Annotated in this window: 29 protein-coding genes; 10 read left to right on the top strand and 19 right to left on the bottom strand. The window is 61.9% G+C overall.

Annotated features, from left to right (window positions below):
• Positions 1-67: 67 nt before the first annotated feature.
• The gene (locus tag I6E73_RS10895; RefSeq protein WP_197125524.1) at positions 68-664 is read right to left on the bottom strand and encodes a DUF6264 family protein; all 597 of its coding nucleotides are present in this window, start codon (positions 662-664) and stop codon (positions 68-70) included.
• 5 nt (positions 665-669) lie between these two features.
• A complete protein-coding gene (locus I6E73_RS10900; protein WP_197108525.1) occupies positions 670-1716 on the bottom strand; it encodes a 4-hydroxy-3-methylbut-2-enyl diphosphate reductase in 1047 nt (348 codons plus the stop codon).
• Positions 1717-1851: 135 nt separating this feature from the next.
• Here I6E73_RS10900 and xseA point away from each other — a divergent pair, with 135 nt between their 5' ends.
• Genes xseA through I6E73_RS10925 form a run of 5 tightly spaced genes read left to right on the top strand, consistent with a single transcriptional unit; the run spans position 1852 to position 6076 of the window.
• Entirely contained in the window at positions 1852-3072 is a 1221-nt protein-coding gene (gene xseA, locus I6E73_RS10905; RefSeq protein ID WP_197125526.1) for an exodeoxyribonuclease VII large subunit, read from the top strand.
• A gap of 19 nt (positions 3073-3091) precedes the next feature.
• Positions 3092-3340 carry an exodeoxyribonuclease VII small subunit gene (locus I6E73_RS10910; protein ID WP_197125528.1) on the top strand — a complete coding sequence of 83 codons (249 nt, stop codon included), beginning with the start codon at positions 3092-3094 and terminating at the stop codon, positions 3338-3340.
• Positions 3340-3987 carry a DUF4245 domain-containing protein gene (locus tag I6E73_RS10915; RefSeq protein WP_197125530.1) on the top strand — a complete coding sequence of 216 codons (648 nt, stop codon included), beginning with the start codon at positions 3340-3342 and terminating at the stop codon, positions 3985-3987. The genes I6E73_RS10910 and I6E73_RS10915 overlap by 1 nt, the downstream gene beginning before the upstream one ends.
• Positions 3984-4625: a carbonic anhydrase gene (locus I6E73_RS10920; protein ID WP_197125532.1), complete on the top strand. Its 642-nt coding sequence runs from the start codon at positions 3984-3986 to the stop codon at positions 4623-4625. The genes I6E73_RS10915 and I6E73_RS10920 overlap by 4 nt, the downstream gene beginning before the upstream one ends.
• Positions 4626-4678: 53 nt before the next feature.
• Positions 4679-6076 carry a class II fumarate hydratase gene (locus I6E73_RS10925; RefSeq protein WP_197107433.1) on the top strand — a complete coding sequence of 466 codons (1398 nt, stop codon included), beginning with the start codon at positions 4679-4681 and terminating at the stop codon, positions 6074-6076.
• Here I6E73_RS10925 and I6E73_RS10930 read toward each other — a convergent pair.
• The 3 genes from I6E73_RS10930 to I6E73_RS10940 form a co-directional block, all read right to left on the bottom strand.
• Positions 6073-6819 carry a fumarate hydratase gene (locus I6E73_RS10930; protein WP_231600900.1) on the bottom strand — a complete coding sequence of 249 codons (747 nt, stop codon included), beginning with the start codon at positions 6817-6819 and terminating at the stop codon, positions 6073-6075. The genes I6E73_RS10925 and I6E73_RS10930 overlap by 4 nt on opposite strands.
• A gap of 94 nt (positions 6820-6913) precedes the next feature.
• On the bottom strand, positions 6914-8287 hold the full coding sequence (locus I6E73_RS10935) for a PhoH family protein (protein WP_374059110.1): 1374 nt from the start codon (positions 8285-8287) through the stop codon (positions 6914-6916).
• 176 nt (positions 8288-8463) lie between these two features.
• Entirely contained in the window at positions 8464-9249 is a 786-nt protein-coding gene (locus I6E73_RS10940) for an isoprenyl transferase (protein WP_197107439.1), read from the bottom strand.
• Positions 9250-9312: 63 nt separating this feature from the next.
• Here I6E73_RS10940 and I6E73_RS10945 point away from each other — a divergent pair, with 63 nt between their 5' ends.
• Positions 9313-10062, top strand: coding sequence for a hemolysin III family protein (locus I6E73_RS10945; protein WP_197125535.1), 750 nt, complete (start codon positions 9313-9315; stop codon positions 10060-10062).
• On the opposite strand, the gene I6E73_RS10950 is transcribed toward I6E73_RS10945, so the two are convergent.
• Positions 10043-10402 carry a hypothetical protein gene (locus I6E73_RS10950; protein WP_197125537.1) on the bottom strand — a complete coding sequence of 120 codons (360 nt, stop codon included), beginning with the start codon at positions 10400-10402 and terminating at the stop codon, positions 10043-10045. The genes I6E73_RS10945 and I6E73_RS10950 overlap by 20 nt on opposite strands.
• Positions 10403-10498: 96 nt before the next feature.
• Between I6E73_RS10950 and I6E73_RS10955 the strand changes: the two genes are divergently transcribed.
• Together I6E73_RS10955 and greA are read left to right on the top strand one after the other, a co-directional pair.
• Positions 10499-10954, top strand: coding sequence for a DUF4307 domain-containing protein (locus tag I6E73_RS10955; RefSeq protein ID WP_197125539.1), 456 nt, complete (start codon positions 10499-10501; stop codon positions 10952-10954).
• 67 nt (positions 10955-11021) lie between these two features.
• Positions 11022-11513 (top strand): transcription elongation factor GreA, encoded by a 492-nt coding sequence (gene greA / locus I6E73_RS10960; RefSeq protein ID WP_197125541.1) that lies wholly within the window; start codon positions 11022-11024, stop codon positions 11511-11513.
• A gap of 13 nt (positions 11514-11526) precedes the next feature.
• Here greA and ilvA read toward each other — a convergent pair whose 3' ends face one another.
• From ilvA to I6E73_RS10990, 6 genes are all read right to left on the bottom strand, one after another.
• A complete protein-coding gene (gene ilvA, locus I6E73_RS10965; protein ID WP_231600901.1) occupies positions 11527-12765 on the bottom strand; it encodes a threonine ammonia-lyase in 1239 nt (412 codons plus the stop codon).
• Positions 12755-13921 carry an AI-2E family transporter gene (locus I6E73_RS10970; protein ID WP_307784295.1) on the bottom strand — a complete coding sequence of 389 codons (1167 nt, stop codon included), beginning with the start codon at positions 13919-13921 and terminating at the stop codon, positions 12755-12757. The genes ilvA and I6E73_RS10970 overlap by 11 nt, the downstream gene beginning before the upstream one ends.
• A gap of 63 nt (positions 13922-13984) precedes the next feature.
• Positions 13985-15073: an ABC transporter ATP-binding protein gene (locus tag I6E73_RS10975; RefSeq protein ID WP_197125543.1), complete on the bottom strand. Its 1089-nt coding sequence runs from the start codon at positions 15071-15073 to the stop codon at positions 13985-13987.
• A complete protein-coding gene (locus tag I6E73_RS10980; protein WP_197125545.1) occupies positions 15070-15966 on the bottom strand; it encodes an ABC transporter permease in 897 nt (298 codons plus the stop codon). The genes I6E73_RS10975 and I6E73_RS10980 overlap by 4 nt, the downstream gene beginning before the upstream one ends.
• Positions 15963-16904, bottom strand: coding sequence for an ABC transporter permease subunit (locus I6E73_RS10985; protein WP_197125546.1), 942 nt, complete (start codon positions 16902-16904; stop codon positions 15963-15965). The genes I6E73_RS10980 and I6E73_RS10985 overlap by 4 nt, the downstream gene beginning before the upstream one ends.
• A 35-nt stretch (positions 16905-16939) precedes the next feature.
• Complete coding sequence (locus tag I6E73_RS10990; RefSeq protein ID WP_197125547.1) at positions 16940-18052, bottom strand: ABC transporter substrate-binding protein; 1113 nt, start codon at positions 18050-18052, stop codon at positions 16940-16942.
• 201 nt (positions 18053-18253) lie between these two features.
• On the opposite strand from I6E73_RS10990, the gene I6E73_RS10995 reads away from it, so the two are divergent.
• Positions 18254-19486 carry a winged helix-turn-helix domain-containing protein gene (locus I6E73_RS10995; protein ID WP_197125548.1) on the top strand — a complete coding sequence of 411 codons (1233 nt, stop codon included), beginning with the start codon at positions 18254-18256 and terminating at the stop codon, positions 19484-19486.
• Between the two features lie 51 nt (positions 19487-19537).
• On the opposite strand, the gene I6E73_RS11000 is transcribed toward I6E73_RS10995, so the two are convergent.
• The 5 genes from I6E73_RS11000 to I6E73_RS11020 form a co-directional block, all read right to left on the bottom strand.
• Positions 19538-20422, bottom strand: coding sequence for a M48 family metalloprotease (locus I6E73_RS11000; protein ID WP_197125552.1), 885 nt, complete (start codon positions 20420-20422; stop codon positions 19538-19540).
• A gap of 38 nt (positions 20423-20460) precedes the next feature.
• The gene (locus tag I6E73_RS11005; protein WP_197107474.1) at positions 20461-21027 is read right to left on the bottom strand and encodes a LemA family protein; all 567 of its coding nucleotides are present in this window, start codon (positions 21025-21027) and stop codon (positions 20461-20463) included.
• Between the two features lie 92 nt (positions 21028-21119).
• Positions 21120-22262 (bottom strand): FAD-dependent monooxygenase, encoded by a 1143-nt coding sequence (locus I6E73_RS11010; RefSeq protein ID WP_197125554.1) that lies wholly within the window; start codon positions 22260-22262, stop codon positions 21120-21122.
• 62 nt (positions 22263-22324) lie between these two features.
• The gene (locus I6E73_RS11015; RefSeq protein WP_374189168.1) at positions 22325-23710 is read right to left on the bottom strand and encodes a D-arabinono-1,4-lactone oxidase; all 1386 of its coding nucleotides are present in this window, start codon (positions 23708-23710) and stop codon (positions 22325-22327) included.
• Positions 23707-24933: an amino acid deaminase/aldolase gene (locus I6E73_RS11020; RefSeq protein WP_197125556.1), complete on the bottom strand. Its 1227-nt coding sequence runs from the start codon at positions 24931-24933 to the stop codon at positions 23707-23709. Before I6E73_RS11020 ends, I6E73_RS11015 begins: the two co-directional genes overlap by 4 nt.
• 209 nt (positions 24934-25142) lie before the next feature.
• On the opposite strand from I6E73_RS11020, the gene I6E73_RS11025 reads away from it, so the two are divergent.
• Positions 25143-25445 carry a putative quinol monooxygenase gene (locus I6E73_RS11025; RefSeq protein WP_197125558.1) on the top strand — a complete coding sequence of 101 codons (303 nt, stop codon included), beginning with the start codon at positions 25143-25145 and terminating at the stop codon, positions 25443-25445.
• Here I6E73_RS11025 and I6E73_RS11030 read toward each other — a convergent pair.
• Positions 25442-25669, bottom strand: coding sequence for a hypothetical protein (locus tag I6E73_RS11030; RefSeq protein WP_197125560.1), 228 nt, complete (start codon positions 25667-25669; stop codon positions 25442-25444). The two genes, I6E73_RS11025 and I6E73_RS11030, sit on opposite strands and share 4 nt — an antisense overlap.
• 42 nt (positions 25670-25711) lie before the next feature.
• Complete coding sequence (locus tag I6E73_RS11035) at positions 25712-26398, bottom strand: MIP/aquaporin family protein (protein WP_197125562.1); 687 nt, start codon at positions 26396-26398, stop codon at positions 25712-25714.
• Between the last annotated feature and the right edge of the window lie 44 nt (positions 26399-26442).

Here is a 26442-nt window from a genome sequence, read left to right on the forward strand (position 1 = left end):
GTCGTTAACAGCGGCGGCGGCTTTGTCGCCGCCAGCAGCTCTGCACACTCAAAGACAGCAGGAACGGCTACTGCAGGCTTTCGACGTACGCCATGAAACCGGGGTCGCTGAGCACAGCAACGAAGATCGCCACCATGAGCGCTAGCCCCGCGACGCTCGCACCGATGAGGGGAATCCAGAAGGCGATTCGTTTGCGCTGAATTTGCAGCAACGCGAAGATGATCGTGAGCACGAGGGCGGCAATGCGAACGATGTTGGCAACACCGCCGGCATCCGTGGCGATGGCGTCAGACGAGAAATCGTCCATGCCCTGAGCCGCGAGGCCCTCCCGCAGCACTGGGCCAAGGTTAGCTACTGTGCTGAACGTGTTGATGATGTCCGCGACGCCGAAGAGCAACAGGGTTGCGGTGAGAAAAACGTCCCACAGGCGATGTTTTCGCGCGGGTGCCTCCGCGTTAGCGCCGTGACCGGTGAGGCCAGCCGCCGCACCACGCTGGTGCTGCGCGTTAAGCGATGAATCGGGAATGATCGGCATGATCGGCGGTGCCATCGCGGCAGAATCAGTCGCTGACTCTCCCGCGCCTACCTCGCTCGTGCCTTCTGGCGCGGTGGGAGGCAGGGGTGCATACTCGCCGTATTTCGGGCGTGGGCGCGGGTCTGTCATAGGTTTTATTGCCAATCAAGTTTGCGATTGCGGCCACCGAGGCCACGCTCATCGGGGTTGCCTGCAGCGTCGGTGCGCAGTTCTTTGGGCAGCGAGAACATCAGATCTTCTTCGGCGGTGACGACAGTCGAGACATCGCCGTACCCTGCTTCTGCGAGGTCAGCCAGCACTTCTTGAACCAAAACTTCGGGAACGGATGCTCCGCTCGTGACGCCAACCGTGGCGACACCGTCGAGCCACTCTTGCTTGATCTCGCTCGCGTAATCGACCCGGTAGGCCGCCTTGGCACCGTATTCGAGGGCGACATCGACGAGGCGCACCGTGTTGGAGCTGTTGGCGCTGCCGACGACGATGACGAGTTCAGCGTCTTCGGCAACCTTCTTGATGGCCACCTGACGGTTCTGGGTGGCGTAACAAATGTCATCGCTCGGCGGATCTTGAAGTGTGGGGAACCGTTCGCGCAGCAGGCGAACTGTCTCCATCGTTTCATCGACGCTCAACGTGGTCTGCGAGAGCCAGACGAGGTTGTCGGTGTTCTCGACCACAATGTTGGGCACATCGGCGGGACTGTTGACGAGGATGGTGCGCTCGGGCGCGTGGCCCATCGTGCCTTCAACCTCTTCGTGGCCATCGTGGCCGATCAGTAAGATTTGGTAGTTGTCGCGAGCGAACCGCGTTGCTTCGCGGTGCACCTTCGTGACGAGCGGGCAGGTCGCGTCGATCGCGTGTAGCTCGCGGTCGGAGGCTCCCTTGACAACAGCCGGCGAGACACCGTGGGCAGAAAAGACAACGGTCGATCCTTCGGGGATCTCGTCGACCTCATCCACAAAAATGGCGCCTTGCGCTTCGAGGGTCGTCACGACGTGAATGTTGTGAACAATTTGCTTGCGCACATAGACAGGAGCGCCGTAGTTAGCGAGCGCTTTTTCGACAGCAATGACAGCGCGGTCGACTCCCGCGCAGTAGCCGCGCGGGGCCGCTAATACGACGCGTTTTGAGCCTGCGACCGGCAAATTTTTCAATTGCTCTCGGCGTGCGGGCATCGGGGGCATCGCTAGCGCTTGGGCGCTTCCGTTAGAAATGGTGCTCACTTAGGTGATTCTACCGAACACCGCTGCACGAACGCCGAACGGAGAGCAGTATCAGCGGCATCCTCTACCCTGTAATCACAAGCTTGAGGAGGCTAGGTGACGATCACAGAGGGACCGCCCACCGTCGATACTCCATGGCCGGTGTCGGTACTGTCGCACAAGATCCGCGGTTGGATCGAACGACTCGGCACGGCCTGGGTCGAAGGCGAGATCACCCAGTGGGGTGGTTCGGGCGGCAATATCTACGGCAAGCTCAAAGACCTTGAAGTGGATGCCACCATCTCGTTCACCATTTGGTCATCGGTGCGCACCAAGTTGCCCAAGGATCTCAAGCAGGGCGACCGCGTCGTTGCCCTCGTCAAACCCAACTACTGGGTCAAGGGCGGAACGCTCACTATGCAGGTGCTCGAGATGCGGCACGTCGGGCTCGGCGACTTGCTCGAGAAGCTCGAACTGCTGCGCCAGAAATTGCGCGCCGAGGGCCTCTTCGAACACAAAAAGCCCCTCCCCTTCTTGCCCAACTGCATCGGGCTTGTCACGGCGAAAGACAGCGACGCTGAAAAAGACGTGATTCGCAACGCTCAGCTACGCTGGCCCGCCGTGAAGTTCCGCACCACCCATGCGGCCGTGCAGGGCGAGCGTGCCGTCAACGAGGTGTCTCAGGGCATCCGAGAATTGGATGCCGATCCCGAGGTCGATGTCATCATCATCGCCCGTGGTGGTGGCGATTTTCAGAACCTGCTCGTGTTCAGCGATGAATCCTTAGTGCGCACGGCCGCGGCCTGTGTCACGCCGCTTGTCTCGGCGATTGGGCATGAGAACGATCGACCGCTACTTGACGAGGTTGCTGATTTGCGGGCATCCACCCCCACTGATGCGGCAAAACGTGTTGTGCCGGATGTCGCTGAAGAGTTGAGTCGCGTGCAGCAAGCGCGTTCAGGCATGCGACTGCGCATCACCCAGCGCCTCAGTTATGAGGGCGATCGTTTGGAATCGCTGCGCACCCGTCCGGTACTAGCGAACCCGGTGTCGCTTGTCGACGCGCACGCCGACGAGCTTTCGCGGTACGTCTCGCGCAGCAACGAACTGGTAGAGCGCGCGATTGAGAAAGCACACGCCGGGGTCACCGAGCTGACGGGCCAATTGCGAGCCCTCTCCCCTCAACGCACACTGCAGCGCGGCTATGCCATCGCGCAGCTGCCTGATGGCACTGCCGTGCGTTCCACTTCTGATGCCCCCGACGGCACTGAGCTCCTGCTCACCGTTGCCGACGGCAAGATTTCCACCACCGTTACCGGCCAGCCGGCAGACGACTAGAGAACAGTAGAATTACATCGTGGCTACCCCCAACGAAACCCCTGTCAGTGAGCTCAGTTATGAAGAAGCTCGGGATGAGCTCATTGCTGTAGTCAACGAACTCGAACAGGGTTCGGCAACGCTCGAACAATCGCTGGCGTTCTGGGAACGCGGCGAGGCTCTCGCCCAGCGGTGCGAAGAGTGGCTGATTGGCGCCCGCGCCCGGCTTGACGCCGCCCGCAGCGCCGGCACGGCTAGTGACCCTGCTGACGCGAGCACCGACCAGTAATGGCTAAGAGCACCGAACCGCGCATCGTCGCTGAGCTGGGGCGCCCCGAGACGCCAGAAGAGACTTTCGCGCGCAAGGCAGAGAACTCGCGCAAGCACCGCGCCAACCAGACGCTCCTCAACCTGGTTGGCGCCACGGTGGCATCCCTCGTTGTCGTGTTATTTCTTGTGCTCGTTGTTGTTCGCCCCGGCGAAGAAACCCCCGTGGTTGCCGACTACCAGACCATCGCCGCCGATGCTCAAGTCGATTCGAGCGAGCCGCTTCTCGCTCCCTCCTTGCCAGAGTCCTGGTACGCCAACTCGGCGCGACTGGGAACCACTTCGTCGGTGCAGACCTGGTACATCGGACTTGTGACGCCATCCACCGACACCTCGGGTGCGCAGTTCATCGCGCTTGAACAGGGCATCGAAGCGAACCCCACGTGGGTCGGAATCGTGACGGATGGCGCCCTCGCGACCGGCACGATCGTGATCGACGGAATCGAATGGACGATTTACGATCGCCGTTCTGACTCGGACACCGGAAACTATGCGTACGTGCTCTCGGCGGAGCTTGCAGGTAGCACTGTTGTGCTTCACGGAACGGCCGCCGATTCAGAGTTCGAACTACTTGCGGCATCCATCGCCGCCGATGTGGAGACACCATGACGAACCCCACCAAGACACCCGCCCAAGTGTGGAATGAGATGTCGCGCGGCAACGAGCGATTCGTTTCTGGCGCACCGGCGCATCCCCGTCAAGATGTAGATCGCCGCACCGAGCTGGCCAATGCTCAAGCCCCGCACGCCGCGCTGTTCGGCTGCAGTGACTCCCGCCTCGCAGCCGAAATCATTTTCGACAAAGGCCTCGGCGATCTCTTCGTCGTGCGAAACGCCGGCCAAGTCATTTCGAGCTCCGTCGTGGGCTCTCTCGAATATGCGGTGAGCGTGCTCAACGTTCCGCTGATTCTCGTTCTCGGCCACGACGAGTGTGGTGCTGTTGCTGCTGCCATCGAATCCCAGACAGCGGATGCTCCGGCGCTGCCCCCACACATCCAATCGTTGATCTCAAAAATTGTGCCCGCCGTGCGTCGCGTTGCTGGCAGCGAAACGGGCACCGTGGAGATCGACTCGATCAATGCGTATGACGTGGGGCGCATTCATTTGCGTGCCACCATCCTCGAACTCATGAATGCGTCCGAGCTCATCAGCGATGCGGTAGCCGCAGGTACCCTTGCAGTAGTAGGCGCGAACTACCGTTTGCTTGAAGGCCGGGCAGTCCCCGACCTCGTTATCGGCACGGTTTAGCGCCCTCCACCACGTCTCACCCAGTTCGCTCGCAAACAAAGGATTACAACGCTGTGACGAGTTCCACCGAATACCGCATCGAACACGACACCATGGGCGAGGTACGCGTGCCCAAGGATGCCCTCTACGGCGCTCAGACGCAGCGCGCAGTAGAGAACTTCCCCATCTCGGGCACCGGCCTTGAGCCCGCGCAGATCGTCGCTCTCGCCCGCGTCAAGCGTGCCGCCGCAATCGCCAACAGCGAACTCGGCAAGCTCGACCCCGCCATCGCGGATGCCATTGTCGGCGCCGCAGACCAGATCATCGACGGTCAGTTCCACAACCAGTTCCCGGTAGACACCTACCAGACCGGCAGCGGCACCTCCTCGAACATGAACATGAACGAAGTTCTTGCTCGACTCGCGACAGACTCGCTCGGCAGCGCCGTTCACCCCAACGACCACGTCAACGCATCGCAGTCGTCGAACGACGTGTTCCCCACCTCGGTGCACCTTGCCGTGACCGGTGCGCTTATCGGTGACCTCATCCCGTCGCTTGAGCACCTCGCTGCAGCGCTCGACGTGAAGGCAGAACTGTGGAAGGGCGCGGTCAAGGCCGGCCGTACCCACCTCATGGATGCCACTCCCGTCACCCTCGGCCAAGAATTTGCCGGCTACGCCCGCCAGATTCGCCTCGGCATCGCTCGCATCCAGTCGGCAATCCCCCGCGTCGCAGAGGTTCCCCTCGGCGGCACCGCCGTCGGCACCGGCATCAACACCCCACTCGGCTTCCCGCAGCGCGTTATCGAGATCCTCGCCGAGAACTCCGGTCTGCCGATCACCGAGGCTGAAGATCACTTCGAAGCTCAGGGTGCTCGCGACTCCCTCGTCGAGGCATCCGGTGCTCTTCGCGTGATCGCCGTCTCCGTTACCAAGATCTGCAACGACCTCCGCTGGATGGGCTCAGGCCCCAACACCGGTCTCGGCGAATTGCAAATCCCTGACCTCCAGCCCGGCTCCTCGATCATGCCCGGCAAGGTCAACCCCGTCATCCCCGAAGCCGTGCTCATGGTCTGTGCTCGCGTTATCGGAAACGACGCGACGATCGCGTGGGGTGGAGCATCCGGAGCATTCGAACTCAACGTTGCGATCCCCGTCATGGGAACCTCGCTGCTCGAGTCGAGCCGTCTGCTCTCCAACTCGCTGCGCGCCCTCGCCGACAAGACCGTTGACGGTCTCGAAGCGAACCTCGAGCGTGCTCTGGCTCTCGCCGAGTCCTCGCCGTCGATCGTGACCCCGCTCAACAAGATCATCGGTTACGAAGCAGCTTCCAAGATCGCCAAGCACGCTGTTGCACAGTCAATCACCGTGCGTGAAGCCGTGATTGATCTCGGATTCGTCGAGCGTGGCGAAGTCACCCTCGAACAGTTGGATGCCGCCCTCGACGTTCTGTCGATGACGACGCCTGGCTAACTAGCTGAATCAAGTAATGTGAGCGGCGTTCCGTCGAGGCCCTCGACGGAACGCTCTCCGATCACATCATTCAACGTGATCGGAATGAGCACTGAGCCGGTGAGGTCTTCACCGAGCGGGCACGCTTCTGCATTGTCGGGCTTCGAACCATCGCTTGGCGTGGGCAAGCCATACTGAACCGCGATTTGCACGCTCTCGGGCCCCTCAACGACGACAACCCGACGAGGAACACACAGCAGCGGGCCACGCACATGAATCAAGACATCAGCTCGACCAATCGTCGAATCTGTTTCGTCGGGCTCACTGCCGATGTAGCCCGGAATGTTCGTGGTGCCTAGCCGCGAAAACGGTTCGAGGTCGAGCAAATACAGCGGTGCCGCCTCATCATCGTTCACCGGGAGGTAATTCTCGATCGGTACCTCAACGAGGGCGGGATCAGGCGAGGTCGCGGGTTGGAACGTGCGGTACACGAACAGCGGTGCCGGCGAACCCCACGTCTGTTCAAGATCGCTGACGTGCGACGGCCCTTGGGGCTCACGCGAAGAGCTCGAGATAAGAGCGACGATGACCACGAGCAGCGCAAGCCCAAGCGCAATGCCAGCGATGAGTTGACGAGAAGCGTAAGCCGCGCCGCCTGGCTCTGAGGAGTGGGCGTTAGCTACCGACCACGAAAAAAGGCTCCGCCATTGGTTTCGGGGTGCGAGTATCGCCCACACCACGGCAACCCCAAGGGGAATTGCCAAAAACCACCACACCGAGCCCACGAGAAAACCTTACGTTGTCTGAGCGCGCCGCGCTGACACTCACGCGGCGCGCTCAGACTTTGTCAGCCAATCGTTAGGCGATGTCGTTGCCCTCCAGAAGCTCGGTGACGAGAGCGGCGATGGCGGAACGTTCCGATCGCGTGAGGGTGATGTGCCCGAAGAGTGAATGTCCCTTGAGCGTTTCAATCACTGACGCGACTCCATCGTGGCGTCCGACGCGGAGGTTGTCGCGCTGTGCCACATCGTGGGTCAACACGACACGTGAGTTCTGACCGATGCGGCTGAGCACCGTCAACAGAACATTGCGCTCAAGCGACTGCGCCTCATCCACAATCACAAACGCATCGTGAAGCGAACGACCACGGATGTGAGTGAGCGGAAGCACCTCGAGCAGTCCCCGATCAAGTACTTCCTCGAGAACGTTTTCCGAGACAACGGAGCCGAGAGTATCGAACACTGCCTGCGCCCAGGGGTTCATCTTCTCGGCCGCATCGCCGGGTAGGTAGCCCAATTCCTGACCGCCGACGGCGTAGAGCGGACGGAACACCATGATCTTGCGGTGCTGCTGTTTCTCCAACACTGCTTCCAAGCCAGCACACAGAGCGAGGGCAGACTTTCCCGTACCGGCACTTCCCCCGAGCGAGACGATGCCCAGTTCAGGATCAAGAAGCATTTCGATCGCTAGTCGCTGTTCGGCGCTACGACCGTGCAGCCCAAAGATTTCGCGATCGCCTCGAACGAGCGACATCGTGCCGCGGGCTGTCACCCGCGCCAAGGCCGAACCTCGTTCGGAGGTGACCACAAGCCCGGTGTTGATGGGCAGATCTCCCACCGCCCGCGTCTGCAAACGCTCCTTGTCATAGAGCTCGGCGACCTGATCGCCGCTGAGTTCAATCTCAGCCTGACCAGTCCAGCCCGAGTCCACCGCGAGCTCAGCGCGGTACTCCTCGGCCGCGAGACCGATGGATGCCGCCTTCACCCGCAGGGGGAGATCTTTCGAGACGACCGTGACATCCAGCCCCTCGTTGGCGAGGTTGAGCGCAACCGCAAGGATTCGCGAATCGTTGTCGCCCAGCTGCAGCCCGGAGGGAAGCACAGACATATTGGAGTGATTGAGCTCGACACGCAGCGTGCCACCGTCATCGCCCACCGAGATGGGAAAGTCGAGGCGCTCATGCTTGACGCGCATCTCGTCGAGACTGCGCAGCGCTTGCCTGGCGAAGTACCCAATCTCGGGGTCGTTGCGCTTGGCTTCGAGTTCGGTGATCACTACAACGGGCAGAACAACATTGTGTTCAGCAAACCGCTTGATCGAGCTCGGATCGGAGAGCAAAACAGACGTATCCAGAACGTAAGTACGTTCGGCTTGTCGTTGGGCCCGCCCTCCCGCCTTCGACGTGGTGATCGTGGTCTTGGGGGTTGCTAGGTCGGCCAACGTGCACTCCATCCCCGAGTGCGAGCACTCGGATCCAGTCTGCGAAGACGGCCAGTACTTTACGAAAACGAACTTACGTGGCCGTCTCGATCAGGCGCCATACCTGATGGATTGAACGCTAAACCCGTCACGCAATCTGGGCGCAGCGACACGCCCTAAGACACCATCGCGTCACATTTCGTTCGCGGTTAGGCACCGAAGCGACGATTGCGCCGCGAGAAATCACGAAGGGCGCGCAAGAAATCGACCTCGCGCAGATCGGGCCCGAGTGCTTCCATGAAGTACAACTCGCTGTGGGCAGATTGCCACAACATGAAGTCACTAATGCGCTGCTCCCCCGAGGTGCGGATAACGAGGTCGGGGTCTGGCTGGCCCTTGGTATAGAGGTGCTCACCAATGAGTTCGGGAGTGAGAAGTTCAGCGAGCGCGTCAAGGCTGTGACCTTCATCGCTGTGGTTGCGCACGATACGGCGCATGGCTTCAGCGATTTCGTGGCGTCCGCCGTAGCCGATGGCGAGGTTCACGTGCAGGCCGGTGTTGTCTGCGGTGCGCTCGTGAGCGCCCTTGAGCTGGGCTTTGAGCTGCTCGGGAAGACCAACATCCGATCCCACATGTTGAACGCGCCAGTCACGGAAGTGCGACAGGTCTTCGGCAAGGTCACCAATGATCGTGAAGAGCTCTTTCAGCTCTTCGGGCGATCGGCTGGTGAGGTTGTCGGTGGAGAGCAGGTAGAGCGTCGCCACTGAAATGTCGAGGTCGTCGCACCACACCAAAAACTCTCGATACTTGGCCGCACCGGCTCGATGGCCGTGCGCTGCCGTCTCGAGATCTTTCAATTTCGCCCAGCGCCTGTTGCCATCAATGATCATGGCTACGTGGCGCGGCAATTGCTGGCCCTCTAGCTGGCGCCGCAGTTTTTTCTGGTAAAGACCGTAAAGAAAACCGCGACCTAATGCAGACTGTCGCTTACTCACGGGACTACGTTAGACCACTGCGGCGCTCAGCAAGTGAATCTAGGTCAGGCGTAAACTGTGAGCATGAACCAAGATGCCGCCGATATCGCTGCTGCAGCGGCCGTTGAACAGGAAGACGCCTCGCGCCTTCCCGAGCTTCCATTCGTCGATGATGTGATGACGAACGACCCGGCAGAGAAGAAGCCGACGTGGCGTGGTTGGATCCACGCAGGCACTTTCCCCGTAGCCATAACGCTGGGCGTCATTCTGCTCGTGATGGCCGATGGCACCGCTGCCAAGGTCAGTTCCGCAGTGTTCGTAGCGTCGTCGCTCATGCTGTTCGGCGTTTCTGCCCTGTACCACCGCTTCAACTGGAGCGAGAAGACGCGGATGATGCTGAAGCGCTTCGATCACTCCAACATCTTCTTGCTGATTGCCGGTTCCTATACCCCGATCACGGTTCTGGCGCTTCCGCCCGAGAAGGCGACCATTTTGCTGTGGATCGTCTGGAGCGGCGCTGCTCTCGGCATCGGCTTCCGCATCTTCTGGGTAGGGGCCCCGCGCTGGCTCTACGTTCCCCTGTATGTGCTGCTCGGTTGGGGCGCGATGATGTTTATCGTCGACTTCTTCCAAGCGAACTGGATCATGATGACCCTCATCTTGGCCGGTGGACTGTTCTACACCGTTGGCGCCGTCATCTACGGTCTCAAGCGACCGAATCCCGTGCCCGGAGTGTTCGGGTTCCACGAGATTTTTCACACGCTGACGCTACTGGCGTTCCTCTGCCACTGGGTCGGCATCTTCCTTGTGGCGACTAATCCGCCCGTTGTGTAGGCGCAGCATCATCAGCATCGCCCGCATCAGCATCGCCGGACTCAGCCGAATCATCAGCCGCACCCTCGGTGAGACCATCAGTCTCGCCGGCGGCAGCAGCCTGCTCGGCCCGGATCGTTTCCTGCGCGAGCGCCCGGTAGCGAACGCGGCGCACGCGACGGTTCATGTCCATGACGATAACCAACGTGGCGACCGCGACGAACAGGATGCCGATGAAGCCGAGCACACCGGGAGTGACCAAGTTGGGGTCGCCCTCGTAGGCCGGGTACAGCGTCGGCTCAGGGCTGGGAGTTGCCGTCCAGAGAATCGCACTGGTTGCGAGCGAAGTGAAAGAAATCAACTGTTGTCCTCTGGAATGTTCACTCCATGATTTCATCATGTGAGTTTGCGAATAACCTTGCAGTAACAAGAATACCGTCGCAAGAAGGAGCCCCGCGTGCCCGAAGCATCCAGTAACCCCACTGGCACCGCTGATAGCGCCGCATCCGGCACGGCGACAGCCACCGATTTGGATGCCCGCTATGGTCGCAGCCCGAAAGCGAAACGCAACAACCGAGTGATCGTGATCGCCGTCGCAGCAGCCTTCGTTACGGTCTTCACTGCCTGGCTGGTGTGGGGCGGCCTGTTGGAATCTCCCGCTCAGTTCGAGGCAAAAGACACCGGCTACGAGCTCATTGATGACACTGCGGTCGAGGTGCGGTGGCAATTCAATGTTGCCGAGAACCAGGATGCTCGCTGTGCAGTGCAGGCCCTCAACTCCACTTTTGCCATCATCGGTTGGAAAGTCGTCGACGTTCCCGGGAGCGATCAGCGCAATCGAGAGTTGAGCACCACCGTTCGCACGACCGAACTAGCAGTGTCAGGCTTGATCTACCGGTGCTGGCTCACCTAGGCTGTAGCAAATCATCTCGAAACCGGTCGTCTTCGGCCGGTTTCTCTTTTGTATAGGGAGAAACACAGTGGCTGCAGAAAACAACGTCACGTGGTTGACCCAGGAGGCGTTCGACCGTCGCACCGCCGAACTGGAACAGCTCACGGGCGAAGCACGGTACGACATCGCCAAGAAGATTGAAGCCGCCCGCGAAGAAGGCGACCTCAAAGAGAACGGTGGCTACCACGCTGCCAAGGAAGAGCAGGGCAAAATTGAGGCCCGCATCCGCGTTCTCACCCAGCTTCTTCGCCATGCCGTAGTCGGCGACGTTCAAGATGACGACGGTGTCGTTGAGCCCGGAATTCTGGTCACGGCCGAGATCATGGGCGAAGAAAGTGTCTTCTTGCTCGGCAGCCGCGAAATCGTTGCCGAAGATAGCGATCTCGATGTTTACAGCGAGAAGAGCCCGCTCGGTCTCGCCATCAACGGGCTCAAGGTCGGGCAATCGAAGAAATACACCGCCCCTAACGGCAAAGAGATTACCGTCAAGATTCTGAAGATCGCGACCTACTCCGGCTAACTATCTAGCCTGACTAGAAGTCGACCTGAGGGTCAAATCCTTCGTCTCTGAGCCGCGCGAGCACTGACTCCGCGTGCTCAGGGCCACGGGTTTCAATGTGCAGTTCGAGCTGAACTTGGCTGAACTGCACTTTGTTGTTGTGCCTGCTGTGCAGCACCTCAACAACGTTGGCGTTCGCTTCGGCGACGAGCGCCGAGATGCGCGCCAATTGACCGGGGCGGTCGGGCAGCGGGATGCGCAAACGCAAATAGCGTTCGGATGCCGAAAGTCCGTGACTGATGATGCGTTCCATCATCATGGGGTCGATGTTGCCACCGCTCAGCAGCACCACGGTGTTGCCGCTTGGCGAGATCTTGCCCGCCAGGATGGCAGCAACTCCGACCGCGCCCGCCGGCTCAACGACCTGCTTGGCGCGCTCTAGAAGAACGAGCACCGCGTAGGCGATCTGGTCGTCAGAGACGGTGATCACTTCATCCACGAGGTCGCGGACCATGCTGAAGTTGAGCACGCCCGGGCGGCTGACAGCGATGCCGTCAGCAATCGTGGGAGTGGTGCGCACTTCAACGATTTCGCCCTTGTCGAGCGAAGGGCGGTAGGCGGACGCGTTGGCTGCCTGCACCCCGATGACGCGCACGTTGCGGCCTTCGAGGCGGGCACGCTGTTTGATCGCACCGGCAACGCCGGAGACGAGTCCGCCGCCGCCGATGGGCACGATGATCGTGTCGACCTGGGGAACCTGATCGAACACTTCAAGAGCGAGAGTGCCTTGACCCGCCACCACATCTTCATGATCGAAGGGATGGATGAGCACGGCACCGGTCTCTTCAGAGAAACGGGCGGCCGCACGCAACGGCTCTTCGACGGTGTGACCGCGCAGTACGACCTCGGCACCGTAATCGCGTGTGGCCTGCAGCTTCGGCAGGGGCACGCCTACGGGCATGAAAATGGTCGACTTGATACCTAGCTCACGGGCGGCGAAAGCGACGCCCTGGGCGTGGTTTCCGGCCGAGGCGGCCACGACTCCGCGCGCCTTCTCCTCCTCGGAGAGCCCCGCAAGACGGTTATAGGCTCCACGCAACTTGAAGGAGCCCGTGCGCTGAAGGTTCTCGCACTTGAGAAAGACGGGTGAGCCCAAGATTTCCGCGAGAAAACGGGAGGTCTGCATGGGGGTGACATCGGCAACTTCTGCGACCCGGACGCGTGCTGCTTCGTACTCAGCGAGCGTGGGGCCGGGCATCCGGTTATTTACCATTACCGAGCACGTCCGTGATCGTGGGGCGACCATTGAGACGCCAATCGCCGCTGGCGATGTATTTGGTCATGACGTTGACGACCGCGACGAGCGGCACAGCAAACAGCGCGCCGGGGATACCGGCCACGAATGAGCCAGCGGCTACCGCGAAGACGACGGCGAGGGGGTGAACCTTCACGGCCGTGCCCATCACGAGCGGCTGGAGAATATGACCTTCAAGTTGTTGCACAAGCAAAACGATTCCCAACATGATCACGGCGGGGAGTGGACCCAAGAAGACGAGGGCGATGAACACCGCGAGCGCCCCTGTAACAAGTGCACCCACGACAGGGATAAACGAACCTAAGAACACGGCGACGGCAATGGGGATGACGAGCGGGAACCCACCGTAAAACAAACCGAGGATCCACGCACCGACGCCGATGCCGATGGCATCCACCGCGGCCACAAAAATTTGCACCTTGACGAACGTGGTGAGGGTGAGCCATCCCGCTACTCCGGCGCCATCGACCGCGTTACGAGCCTTGCGCGGGAAGAGCCGAACCGTCCACGCCCAGATGCCCTTGCCGTCGACCAATACGAAGATGGTTGCGAACAGGCTCAAGAGCGCACCGGTGAGCACGTGACCGGCGGTAGAGCCGACCGAGAGGATGCCCGAGACGAGAGCTTGAGAGTCACGCTGGATGACGTCAAAAATCTCGGTGAGGTAACCATCGAGGTCTTGGTCACTGAGCTGCAGCGGAGAGCTGCGCAGGAATTCACGCAGGTTCTCGTAGGCGGTGGCCGACTGAGTTTGAAGAGCGGGAAGCCCGGAACGGACTTGGCCGACGACGACCACAACGAGGCCGCTGACAACGGCGAAAAATCCGATCAAAACCACAGTGACGGCAAGCCAGCGCGGCCACTTAATGCGCACCAAGAAACCGACAACGGGAACGAGAAGCGCCCCGATAAGAATCGCGATCAGGAACGGAATCACGATGTATTTGAGCGTAATCACCAAATAAATGAGAACTGCGACGAGGCCCAATACGACAAGCATGCGCCAGGAGTAGGCAGCCGCTATCGAAAGCCCGGCGGGAACCTCAGCGGCGTCTGTTGTGCTGGCGCGTGACGAGACCCGACTGTCTGGTTTCTTAGGTCGACCGAATATCACGTGCCTATCTTAGTTGTGCCAGAGTGCGCGCTTGCTGCGCCCCAATTCGATCGCGTGTGGCCGCTACTTCTTCACCTTGGGAGGCAGTGCACTCACGGGTGCGCCCTTGAGCCGCACCGTGACGGCCTCACCGGGCAACGGATGCCGCTCCACCTCATGCTGGATGGCAACGACCGTGTCGTCGAAGAGTCGCACGCGCGTGCGGCGCAGGGAGCCCAGGAAGCTCGACGAGATGACCGTGCCGGCGATTCCGTCGGTGGAGAGGGCGATGTCTTCCGGGCGAACGAGCGCAATGACGGGGCCATCGGGCATGGGGTCGCCGAGAAGGTTGAGGCTACAGCCGTGGAGGGTGACTTGGCCGTCAATCAGCTCGGCGGGCATCCGGTTGCTGAGACCAACAAAGTCGGCGACGAAGGCATTGGCTGGCGTCGCATAGAGCTCTTCTGGCGTGCCGATTTGTTCGATGCGACCGTCGCGCATGACGGCGACGCGGTCGGCGACGGCGAGCGCCTCTTCTTGGTCGTGGGTCACGAAGACGGTCGTGATGCCGAGTTCGGTTTGCAGGCGACGAATCTCTTCGCGCAGCTGCACCCGCACCTTGGCATCGAGGGCACTGAGCGGCTCATCGAGGAGCAGCACTCGGGGGCGCGTGACGAGGGCACGGGCGAGAGCAACACGCTGCTGCTGACCACCCGAGAGCTGGTGGGCGAAGCGGTCTTGGTGCTTCGTGAGACCGACCATGTCCAGGGTCTCGAGGGCGCGTTCGCGGCGACGAGCGGCGGCAACCTTGCGCATCTTGAGGCCAAACTCCACGTTCTCGAGCACCGTCATGTGCGGGAACAGCGAGTAGGCCTGAAAGACCATCCCGATGTCGCGCTTATTCGTGGGAGTGTCTGCGACATCCACGCCATCGATCACGATGCGACCGCTGTCGATGCTCTCAAGCCCGGAGATACTGCGCAGCGCGGTGGTCTTGCCGCAGCCGGAGGGACCGAGCAGCGCGACAAGTTCGCCGGGGGCAACGTCGAGGTCGATGCTGTTGAGCGCGGTGTGGCCCGAGAAAGCCTTCACGACGGCACTGAGCTGAACGGTTGCTCCCGCAGTCGGCGTGTGGGTGGCGGTGGGGCCCGTCATAGTAAACGTGGCGGTCATGATTTTCTCCTAGAGGGCGTTGCTGATCCGAGGCGGCCGATGATCAGCAGCAAGACGAAAGCGAGGGCAAGGGCTGCGAGCGCAAAGATCACAGCAACCCAGGGGTCGGACTGCGAGACCTGAAGCAGCGCGGTTTGCAGGTTGCGACGATTGAGCAGGCTCGCAATGGTGAACTCGCCAAGCACAACCGCAATCGAGATGAAGGATGCCGCGAGCACTCCCCGGCGCAGGTTCGGCAGCAGGATCGTCCACAGCACGGTCAGCCAGCCGGCACCAAGCGTGCTGGCCGCTTCGCTGAGAGTCTTCACGGGGATCGCATCGAGGTTGCCCTGAATGGCGCGGTAGGCATACGGCAGCACCGTGATGCCGTAGGCGAAGGCCAGAGTCCAGGTGGAGCCGCCGAGCACTTGCACGACCACCGAGTACACCGGCGCGAGACCGACGACGAGCACGATGGCGGGCACCGTGATGGGGATGATGCAGATGAATTCGAGGGTGCGCTTGAGGCGCGGGAACTGCATGTGCACGAGCACCATCGTCGGCAGCAGCAACACGAGCACGATGGCGACGGTAACGGCGGCGAGCACGAGCGAGTTCTCGATCGCCTGATACAGACCGCGGTAGGTGCGGGCGCTGTCTTCGCTGAAGAGTCCCGTCCAGTGGCTTGTCGTGTAGTCGCCGGCGAGGCCGTTGCGGAAGGTGAACTCGATCATCGCGATCACGGGGATCAGGAAGATGCCGCCGATGATGCCGAGGATGAGTCGGCGGGCAAGCGTGCTCGGTTCGGCTCCGATGCGCACGGCTTGGTTCGCGGTTTTCGGGCGCCGCTCTGCGGGCGCTGAAGCGGGAGCGGACTCCACGGGGCTCAGCGGCGCGGCCACGTCGGCGCTCACTTTTGCCACCGCGAGGTGCGAGCCTGCAGCACGGAGTACGCCCACATGACGACGACCATGACCACGATCATCCCGAGCGCAAGAGCGCCCGCCATATTTTCGCGGCCGAGCACGGTTTCGCTGACGAGCGCCGCACGGATCTGGAGGGGCACAATTTGCGAGCCCTGGCTGATGAGCGCAGCGGCCGTGGCGAACGACGAGAAGGCGTTGGCAAAGAGCAGCAGTAGCGAGCCGAGGAACGCCGGGGCGAGCACGGGAGCCGCAATGTGGCGCCAGTACGCGAAGCGAGTGCCGCCAAGCGTTGCACTGGCTTCGGCCCACTGCGGGCGCAGCGCGGTGAGGGCGGGCAAGAACGTGATCACCATGAGGGGAACCTGAAAGTAGACGTAGGGAAGGATGAGGCCGGGCACCTGATAGAGCCACACGCCATCCGCAAAAATATCGACGCCGAAGGTGTCACGCAGAATGACCGTGACGAGCCCTTGCACGCCGATCGTCGCGATGAACGCGAAGGCGAGCATCACGCCACCGAACTGGGCGAGCACGCTGGCCGCCGACTCGATGATCGTACGCAGTAGGCCACCAACCTTGGTGCCGAGCATCGCATAGCAAATGAGGGCACCCACAACGGCACCGATCACGGCGGTGACACCCGAGAGCCAGAACGAGCTACCAAAGGTGGCGAGGATGGTCGGGGTAAACAGTCCCGTGATGTTGTCGAACGTCAGCGAACCGTCGTCGGAGAAGAAGCCCGTGACCACCGCAAGGATGGTGGGAAGGGCAAGAAAGATGAGAACGTAGGCCGCAAACGGCGTTAGCCCCGCATAAGCGAGGCGACGACGCCGATTCGACGGCTTGACCAGGGCCACCCGAGGATGGTGCCGAGCGGTGAGCTCGACACCATCCTGTTCGGGCGCTGGCGCGGTGGCTAGCGACACGATGTATTAGCTAAAGGTGCGTGAGGGAATCAGCGTTAGCCGATTGCCGCAGCCCACTTCTCAGCCAGGATCGTTGCGTTTTCTTCAGCCTGCTCGGGGGTCGGGGTGACAAGTTCACCCTCGAGGGCTCCGAGAGCGTCCAGTGCTGCGGTGTCAACGGTTCCGGCATCCTGCAGCGCCTGAATCGTGACGGGGTACGCGCCACCGACGATGAAGAGGTTTTGCGCTTCGGGGCTGTAGAGGAATTCTTGCCAGAGACGAGCAGCAGCCGGGTGCGGGGCATCCTTGCTGACGGCCTGGTTGTAGAAGCTCGTGTACACAGCGCCGGGAAGAGTCGTGACCTTCCAGCCGTCAACCGTTGCTGCGGCAGCGAGGTTGTTGTAGCTCCAGTCGAAGGCAACCTTGGTCTCGCCGGCAGCAATGGTTGCTCCCGTGACGTTGACCGGGATGAAGTTGCCGGCGTCGTTGAGCTCTTCGAAGAACTCGATGCCGGGCGTGAAGTCATCGAGGGTTCCACCACTGTGAACCGTGGCGAGTCCGACAGCAGCGAAAGCCGCTCCGGCCTGCGTGGGGTCACCGTTCAGCGCAACAGCGCCACGGTAGTCAGCCTTGAGCAGGTCATCGAGGCTCGTGGGCTCGGGAACCGAGTTGGAGTCATAACCGATCGACATGCTGCCGGTGTAGTCGTTGACCCAGAGGCCGGTTGCTTCCTTGTTGCCCTCGGGAATTTCATCCCAGTTGGCAACCATGTAGGGAGCAAAGTAGTCGAGGCTGTCGAGCGTGACAGCGGTTCCGAGGTCGAAGACGTCAGGAGCGGTGTCCTGGCCCTTGAGGTTGTCCGCAGCGGCGATTTCTTCGGCGCTAGACACGTCGGGGTCAGCCGAGTTGACGATGATGTCGTACTTCTCTTCAAAGAGAGCCTTGATCTCGCCGTAGTTTGCCCAGTTGTCAGGCAACGCAATGACATTGAGTTCGCCCTCAGCCTGCGCGGCTGCGACAAGAGCGTCCATTCCGCCGAAGTCTTCAACGGTGGTGGCGGTCGATGCATCAACATCGCCAGCAGCTGCCTCAGCGGTGCTGCAACCACTGAGTGAGATCGCCGATGCTGCAACGAGTGCAACAGCGGCGAGGGTGCGCTTAGTGAACAAGACTTCCTCCAACGACCGTCGCAGCCGCCCGCGCTGTAAACGGGCAGAGGGTACCGAAACGATCCGGAGTTGACGGTACGCAGCCGGATGCGTCGGCTCCTGTCATCCCGGTAAACGAACGATGAACGACACAAACACAATTGCTCTTTAGCTCAGAAGCGGAGACGCACGGATGTCGTCACCGCTCGGTAGAGTCGAGCCGTGGCCGATTCCCTCTCTGCAGCGCAAGCGCGCCGAGTGCTGCTCGCCGCTCAAGGCTTTGGGCGCGGCACCGCGAGTGCCGCCAGCCCGGCGGGAACGCGCCAGCTTAACCTACTGTTCGACCGCATCCGGCTGCTGCAACTCGACTCGGTGAATGTGTTCGAGCGCAGTCACTACCAGCCGGTGTTCGCCCGTCTGGGCCACTACGACAAGGCCGCTCTTGATGCGCTGACGTTCCGCACGCCAACCGCGCGCACGCCCGGTCGTTACGTCGAATATTGGGCGCACGAAGCCGCGCTCATTCCGCTCGAGTCGTGGCCGCTGTGGCGCTGGAAGATGGACTCGCTGCGCGAACGCGATGCGGTGCGCTACGAATGGGTGCGTGACAACCAGCCCATGCTGCAGTGGCTGCGCGAAGAACTCGCCACCACCGGCCCCGTCACCGCGCGCGAGATCGAGCATGACGCCAACCGACGCACCGGGCCGTGGTGGGGATGGTCTGACGTAAAGCAAGGCCTCGAAATGCTGTTCCGCTGGGGCGAAGTCGTCAGCGCGGGCCGCACCCGCTTCGAACGCACCTACGCGCTGACCGAGCACCTCATTCCGGTCGAGCTGCGCGAGCGGGAAGTGTCCCGCGCCGACGCGCATCGGGCTCTGATTGCTGAGTCAGCACGGGCGCTGGGTATCGGCACGGCATCCGACCTCGCCGACTACTTTCGGCTCAAAGGCGCTGACGTTCGCCCGGCTATTGCCGAACTAGCGGATGCCGGCGAGCTTGTTCCCGTGACCGTGCGCGGCTGGGAGCAGCCCGCCTGGTTGCATCGGGATGCCCGCCTCCCCCGCCGCATCGAACACGTCGCCCTGCTCTCGCCCTTCGACCCCGTGGTCTGGGATCGCAAACGCGCCGAGCGCATGTTCGGCTTCCACTACCGCATCGAGATTTACACGCCAGAACCGAAACGTCAGTTCGGCTACTACTCGCTGCCCGTACTCGTGGATGACGCTCTCGTCGGCCGCATCGATCTCAAGACGGACCGCCAAGGGGGTGTGCTGCGCGTGCAATCCGCGTGGCACGAAGCCGGGCTTGACGCCCTCCCCGGCGGCACCGGAGCTCTCGCCGAACGCATCGTGCCGACCCTGCGCGAAATTGCGCACTGGCAAGGCATGGGCGAGATCGCCGTGACCGGCCGCGGAAACCTCTCCCCCGCCATCGAGGCAGAGTTGCAGCGCTAGCCAGCACCATCTGAACGCCGCGACTGCGGCAGCCAGAATCAGCTCCGTCGGCTAGAAGCCTCCGCCGATCTTGCCGAGACGCGCAACGCGGTCAGCGAGCGGCGGATGCGTGCTGAAGAGACGATCCATGATGCCCGGCTTCGTCGGATCCGAAATCCACATGTGGGCCATCGTCGAGTTTTGCTTCTGCATCGGACGGCTGTAATCCGACAGCTTCTGCAAAGCGCTAGCCAGAGCATCCGGGTGACGCGTCGTCAACGCACCCGTGGCATCCGCAAGATATTCACGCTGACGCGATATCGACGCCTGCACTGCCGCCGCGACAAGCGGCGAAATGAGGAGAGCGGCCAGTCCAACGATAATCATCACGGGGTTCGAGTTGTTGTTATTGCCGCGACCGCCAAACAGAGTGAAGCGCAACGCAATGTCCGAAATAAAACCGACAGCAACGACGAGACCGAACACGATCATCGATACCCGGATGTCATAGTTCTGCACGTGACCCATCTCATGGGCCATCACACCCTCGAGCTCCGAATCGTCAAGCAGATCCAGGAGCCCCGTTGTCGCAGCAACAGCAGCATGTTCCGGGTCACGCCCGGTCGCAAAAGCGTTTGGCGCCGGATCGTTGACGATGTACACCTTCGGCATCGGCGTGCCTGTTGTGATCGACAGGTTCTCGACAATGCGGTACAACCGCGGATTGTCAGATTTTTGAATCTCGACAGCGCCGCTCATTGCCAACGCCTGCTTCGACGCCGCGTAGTACTGAATCAGCGTGAACGCACCGGCACCAATGATCGTGCCGATCGTGATTGTCATCGGGTCGCCACCCATCAGGAAGCTCAGCGCAAAGCCGAGAAACCCAATGAGGATAACGAACAGGACGATGATCAGAACGGTGTTGCGCTTGTTTTTCGCTATGGCGCGATACATCTAGAACATCCTGGTCACGCGGTTAGAAAGACGAAGACTTAGAACTGCACGCGCGGCGGCTCTGCGATGGATGCGGCATCCGCAACCTCGAAGAACTCACGCTCGTGGAAACCAAGATTGCGCGCGAACAACGTGTTCGGGAAGATCTTGATCTTGGTGTTGAGCTCGCGCACACCACCGTTGTAGAAACGACGGCTGGCCTGAATCTTGTCTTCAGTGTCAACAAGTTCACCCTGAAGCTGAAGGTAGTTCTGGCTGGCCTGCAGCTGCGGGTACGCCTCAGCGACAGCAAAGATGCTCTTAAGGGCAGACTGCATGTGGTTCTCGGCAGCAGCCGCATCGACGGGACCCTGAGCGTTCAACGACTCGGCGCGGGCCTTCGTGACGGCCTCAAAGACGCCCTTCTCGTGCGCGGCATAGCCCTTGACCGTCTCGATGAGGTTCGGCAGCAGGTCAGCACGACGCTTGAGTTGCACCGTGATATCGCTCCACGCCTCGTCAACGCGCACGTTGAGCGTGACCAGCGAGTTATACGTCGACCACAGGTAGATGCCGACGATGACTGCGAGCAGGACGATTACGCCGATTACGATCAGGAATTCCATGCCTCAACTATAGAACGTGCTCCTGTGCCTCCACCGAGAAACTGGGCCACTTGCGACCCCCAATAAAGGGCCGACACACCGCTCTACTCCGGCTATGTGAACATCTTAGTTCCCGTGATCGTGGAGGTGACGAACGTGCCAATCACCGGCGCTGTCAGCAGGGCGAGGCCCGCGCGGCGCTTCCAGAGCTGGAACGTGGTGTGCGGCAGAAAGCCGTTCGCTGCCCGACGGCCAGCGGCCTGCTTATCGGCGACTACCGGCATCCATTCTTCTTCGTATTCGGCGAAGGTGGCGCTGAGTTCTCGATCGCTCGAAATCTTCTCGGCTAAGAGCAATCCACCTGCGATCGCCAACGACGCTCCCTGCCCGGCAAGCAACGAAACCGCTTGGCACGCATCGCCCGCGAAGACAACGCGGCCACGACTCCACACGGGCAGTTCGATCTGGGCAACCTGGTCGTAGTAAATCTTGTCGGGCTCCGGGCACTTCTCGAGCGCCTCAGCAACGTCATCGCCCATGCCCGCGTAGGCAGAGTGAATAGCCGCACGCGTATCGGCAGGAAGCACCGTGTCGTTGACGCGGTGGGCAGCGAAAAGCGCCACCCTGCCATCGCGCAATCCATACAAACCGACCATGCGATCCAACTCATCTGTTGAGATCAGCGCATCGCCGAGCTTGGCGTGAAGGCGTGGAGAGTCGAACGTGTAAGCGCAGGTGTGCATGCCCAGCTGGCGATCGAACGCCGCCGAATCACCAAAGAGATCATGCCGAACAGCCGAATGGATGCCATCCGCTGCCACCACAATGTCTCCCGAAATGCGCGAGCCATCGGCGAGCACCGCGGTGACGTAATCGGTGCGGTCTTCGACCGAGACAACAGCGCTGCCAAGCTGCAGTTCAACGCTCTCGGGGAGAACGTCGAAAAGAGTCTGTTCGAGGTCTTGGCGCATCAGGCTCATCAACTTGCCGCCCTCATTGGCCGCCACAAGCTCATAATCAATTGCTTGACTGCGACCGTTGGGGCGCACAAAACGGGCCTCGCTAATCGGGTACCGCAGCTCGCGCAAACGATCCAGAATGCCCATCTTCTCGGCGGCGTCGTAGCCGGGCCCAAAGAAGTCGATCATGTAGCCCTGCGTGCGGCGCTCGGGAGCAGCCTCCAGGAGCACAACCTCCCACCCGCGTTCAGCCAGCTGACCGGCGACCGTGAGTCCAGCGATTCCTGCTCCACACACAATGGCTTTGATAATCGCGCCCTTTCTCGTACTGCTCGACTCGCGCCTGCCGGCCCAAACCGCTACCGCCCCAACACTTGACGCAGATAGTCGTTCGCGAACACGCGACCGGGATCAAGCCGATCGCGAATGCTCAAGAACTCATTGAAACCCGGATACGCCGCCGCAAGCGATTCGGCTTGCCGGTTATGCAATTTTCCCCAGTGAGGTCGCCCATCGTGGGCCATCATGATCGCCTCAACCTCCCGAAAATACTCGGCCGGGTCTTCGCGCCAATACCGGTGCACCGCGACATAGCCGGTGGCCCGCCCCGACGCGGTCGACAGCAGCAATGAGTCCGCAGCAGCCGAGCGCACCTCGATGGGGAATGAAACTTTCCACTTTCGGTCAGCGATCAGCTTCTGGATGGCGCGCACGGCATCCGGCACCGCCTCGATGGGCAGGGCATATTCCATTTCGCGAAAACGGACTGTGCGATCGGTGACGAAGACGGTGCTCGAGACGTCGGTGAACTCGCGATTGCCCGAGAGCTTCACGGCGAGACGATTGATGGGCGGGATGATCGCGGGCACGGTTTTGCCCGCCGCGCAGATCGCGCGAAAGACCCCATTGGCCATGAACTCGTCATCGACCCAGCGGGAGAACTTCGCGAGCGGATGCCGCGGCGCATCGCCCGGTAAGCGCGTGTTGCTCTTGGTGAGGGCCGTCTCGGTGTGCGGCCACACGTAGAACTCAAAGTGGTCAGTTTCGGCGCTGCGCTGCAGCCACTCAGCGAGGACGGTGGCAGCGGGTTCAGGGCGCTCCACCGCGTGCAGCAGGAAGGTCGGCACACACTCGATCGTGACGTCGACGAGGATGCCGAGGGCGCCGAGGCCGAGGGCCGCGGCCGGGAGCAGTTCTGGGTTTTCGGTCGCGTTGATGCGCAGCACTTCGCCCGCGGCGGTCACGAGCGTGACGCCGCGCACGTAAGTGGCGATGCCGCCGAACTTCGCCCCCGTGCCGTGGGTGCCGGTGGAAATCGCGCCGGCAATCGTCTGGCGGTCGATGTCGCCCATGTTGGCGAGGGCGAGCCCGAGCGGTTCGAGCAGAGCCGGAAGCTCGAAGAGATAGGTGCCGGCACCGAGCGTGACGTGGGTGGGCTGCGTGCCGTCGGCACCCCCGACCGCGATCACGCCCGCGAGCGCGCCCACGTCGAGGTGCAGTCCGTCGGTTGCGGCAATCGAGGTGAAGCTGTGACCGGCACCCCAGGCCTTGACCGTCACGCCGGAGTCGCGCGCGAAGTTCACCGCCGCGATGACCTCGTCAACGCTCTCCGGACGCGCCACAAATTCGGGATGCGAATGCTCAGAACGGCCCCAATTGCGCCACACGGAACCGGGACTCAAGGATGCCGGAGTCGGGCTCGACGCGCGGCGCTCGGCTGGCGGCATCCACTCGGGAGTCGTCACAGGAAGGCTTTGCCTTCGCCGCGGTAGGTCGGAATCGTGTCGACGATGCGACCATCGGCCACGACCGCGAATTCGTTGAGATGCTCAGACAGCTCGCCGGCCTTGGTATGACGGAACCACACGCGGTCGCCCACCTCGAGGTGTTCGGCAGCGGCGCCCGTGAGGGGTGACTGCACTTCGCCAGCGCCCTCCCGCGGCACATACTTGAGGCCTTCGGGCCACGTGGGCTGGGGCATCCGGTCGACGCCCGCTTCGCCCGAGGCGATCCAACCGCCCCCGTGCACCGTGGCGATATCAAGGGAGTATTTGCGGTCGATGGCGAGCGCGAATGCTGCCGCCGGGGCCGGGGTGAAATGGCTGTAGTTGTCGAACAGGTGCGGACCGAACAGGCCGCTGCCCGCCGCGATCTCGGTGACCGACGTATCTTCGGCAGTGGATTCGAGCGAGCCCGTTCCCCCACCGTTCACGAACTCGAGCTCGGCAATTTCGCTCACCGACGCCACGATCTCGCCACGACGTTCACGAAGTTCTTTCGCGGATGCCGCCTGCATGACATCGAGGAGGCGACCGTAGGCAGCCTTGTGCGGCGGGCGGTTGCCGACGCCCGCGATCTGGGCTTCGTACGCCATGATCCCGACGAGAGTGAAGCCGTCACGGTCGACCACGGTGCTGGCGAGGGTGCGCGCTTGCGCCGCCGAGCGCACGGGCGAGCGATGCGCTCCCACGTGACCGAGCAGCGGTGACTGGAACGAGGCATCCACGTCGATGCAGACTCGGATGGTTTCGCGATGTTGGGGCGAGAGCACCGAGTCGACGAAGTCGAGGTGCTCGACCGAGTCGATCATGAGCGTCACGCGTTCGGCGAGCGCCGGGCTCGTGCCGAGGGCGGCGATGGCCGCGCGATCGACCGAGGGGTAGCCGACGACGACATCATCGACGGTCTCGGCTAGCCAGAGTGCTTCGGTGAGGGTGTAGGCCAGAACGCCCCGGAATTCGTCGAGCTCAAGCACGGCATCCATCACCGCACGAACTCGAATCGACTTGCTCGCCACCCGAATCGGCACCCCGGATGCCCGGCGAACCATATCGGCAGCGTTGTGTGACAGCGCCTCGAGCGACAGCACCCCATACGGAGCATCGAGCGAGAGCGTCGCGTCGGAGAGCGACTGCCAATAGTCCTCGGGCGTGCGCCAGGGCGTTGCGGGGGTGCTGAGCAGCTTCACGGATTCCTTTGGGCCACGGCGGCGAGTATCACGGCACAGCGCGACCGGGTGGGCAGCGGCGCCGTGGTGGATCAACTTTCCCAGAACCGGGCGCGCAGCACAACGGGCCGCGCTGGGTTACGGCTGTCGCGTCGCGCGTGCGCGCGGACCACGGCGCGGCCCGTCGATGGCCGCTTGACCGTCGCGCGCCAGTGGCGTTGAGTGGAGCCATGACTTTCGTAAACGTAGGCACCCTCGGAGTGAAGCCCGGCCACCGCGATGAGGTTGTCGCCATTCTCACGCGGCGCAGCACCGATCTGGATAGCGCCGGATGCCTCTGCTACGAGGTTGGCGTGAGCGACGAGCATCCCGACACCGTGTTCGTTTCCGAGCTGTGGGAATCCGCCGAAGCCCATGCCCTCTCGCTGCAACTAGCGAGCGTGCAGGCCGCGATCAAGGAGGCGATGCCGCTGCTGAGTGGCGAGACGGGCGGCAACCGCTTCGAGGTCGTCGGATCACCGCTGCGCGACTAGGAATTGCGGTTCGCGCGACTACGTTTTCCGGCGTTCCACCAGAACACCCAGGCGATGAGCCCAAAATAGGGAATCGCGAGCAGCACGAAGGCCCACAGGAGCAGAAAGAACATCGACAGGGTCGTCTCGCGGGCGGTGACGATAATTGCCCAGACGCTCGCAGCGTAGGGCAGGATCAGCGTCGCGACGATGACGAGGTGCCACACATTGAAGTTGTCGATCATCGTGACCCCATCACCATAAATTGAGAATCTATCTGCTTGAGGTTACGCGATTCGGCGCTCGGGAAATACCCACCGCACGAGACCGAAGCCGATCGCTGCACCGAGCAGCTGGGCCGCGATGAAACCGGGGGCCGAGCCCGGGGCGATTCCCGCAAATGTGTCGCTGAACATCCGACCGATGGTGATGGCCGGGTTGGCGAAGCTCGTGGAGCTCGTGAAGAAATAGGCGCCGCCGATATAGGTGCCAACGGCGATCGGGGCGAGGTTTGCACGCCCCGTGCGCACAAGAGCGAAGATCACGACGATGAGTCCGGCGGTGGCGACGACCTCGCTGAGAAAGTGGCCGGGGGTGAGGCGCACAGTGGTGCTGAACGTGACCGCGGCCTGCGCAAACATGAGGTTGGCGAGGATCGCGCCGGCGATGCACCCGATGATTTGAGTGGGAATGTAGAACGCTGTGTCGCGCCACGACCGCAGCCCGCTCAGCGAGTCGACGATGGAGACGACGGGGTTGAAGTGCGCACCGCTGACTGTCATGAAGACGAGGATGAGCACGCCAAGGCCGAAGGCGGTCGCGAGAGCATTCTCGAGAAGTTGCAGCCCCGTGTCGCCCGGCGAGAGCTGTTGGGCAGCGATGCCCGACCCGATGACGACGGCAGCGAGCCCTGCACTTCCGACAAATTCTGCGGTCAGGCGGCGGGCAAGAGCGAAGGTGCGAGGCGCGGTCATTCGGCGATCATACCGAAACATTGATAACTGTCTATGAATCGCGC

The sequence above is a fragment of the Salinibacterium sp. SWN248 genome (genome assembly GCF_015864575.1).
Classification (GTDB): Bacteria; Actinomycetota; Actinomycetes; order Actinomycetales; family Microbacteriaceae; genus Rhodoglobus.

Bases quoted from the DNA above. Each gene is read 5' to 3' on its own strand.
- I6E73_RS10895 (WP_197125524.1), bottom strand. From the start codon at position 664: ATGACAGACCCGCGCCCACGCCCGAAATACGGCGAGTATGCACCCCTG.
- I6E73_RS10900 (WP_197108525.1), bottom strand. From the start codon at position 1,716: ATGCCCCCGATGCCCGCACGCCGAGAGCAATTGAAAAATTTGCCGGTC.
- I6E73_RS10915 (WP_197125530.1), top strand. From the start codon at position 3,340: ATGGCTAAGAGCACCGAACCGCGCATCGTCGCTGAGCTGGGGCGCCCC.
- I6E73_RS10920 (WP_197125532.1), top strand. From the start codon at position 3,984: ATGACGAACCCCACCAAGACACCCGCCCAAGTGTGGAATGAGATGTCG.
- I6E73_RS10935 (WP_374059110.1), bottom strand. From the start codon at position 8,287: ATGGAGTGCACGTTGGCCGACCTAGCAACCCCCAAGACCACGATCACC.
- I6E73_RS10945 (WP_197125535.1), top strand. From the start codon at position 9,313: ATGAACCAAGATGCCGCCGATATCGCTGCTGCAGCGGCCGTTGAACAG.
- ilvA (WP_231600901.1), bottom strand. From the start codon at position 12,765: ATGGTAAATAACCGGATGCCCGGCCCCACGCTCGCTGAGTACGAAGCA.
- I6E73_RS10975 (WP_197125543.1), bottom strand. From the start codon at position 15,073: ATGACCGCCACGTTTACTATGACGGGCCCCACCGCCACCCACACGCCG.
- I6E73_RS11000 (WP_197125552.1), bottom strand. From the start codon at position 20,422: ATGTATCGCGCCATAGCGAAAAACAAGCGCAACACCGTTCTGATCATC.
- I6E73_RS11005 (WP_197107474.1), bottom strand. From the start codon at position 21,027: ATGGAATTCCTGATCGTAATCGGCGTAATCGTCCTGCTCGCAGTCATC.
- I6E73_RS11025 (WP_197125558.1), top strand. From the start codon at position 25,143: ATGACTTTCGTAAACGTAGGCACCCTCGGAGTGAAGCCCGGCCACCGC.
- I6E73_RS11030 (WP_197125560.1), bottom strand. From the start codon at position 25,669: ATGATCGACAACTTCAATGTGTGGCACCTCGTCATCGTCGCGACGCTG.
- I6E73_RS11035 (WP_197125562.1), bottom strand. From the start codon at position 26,398: ATGACCGCGCCTCGCACCTTCGCTCTTGCCCGCCGCCTGACCGCAGAA.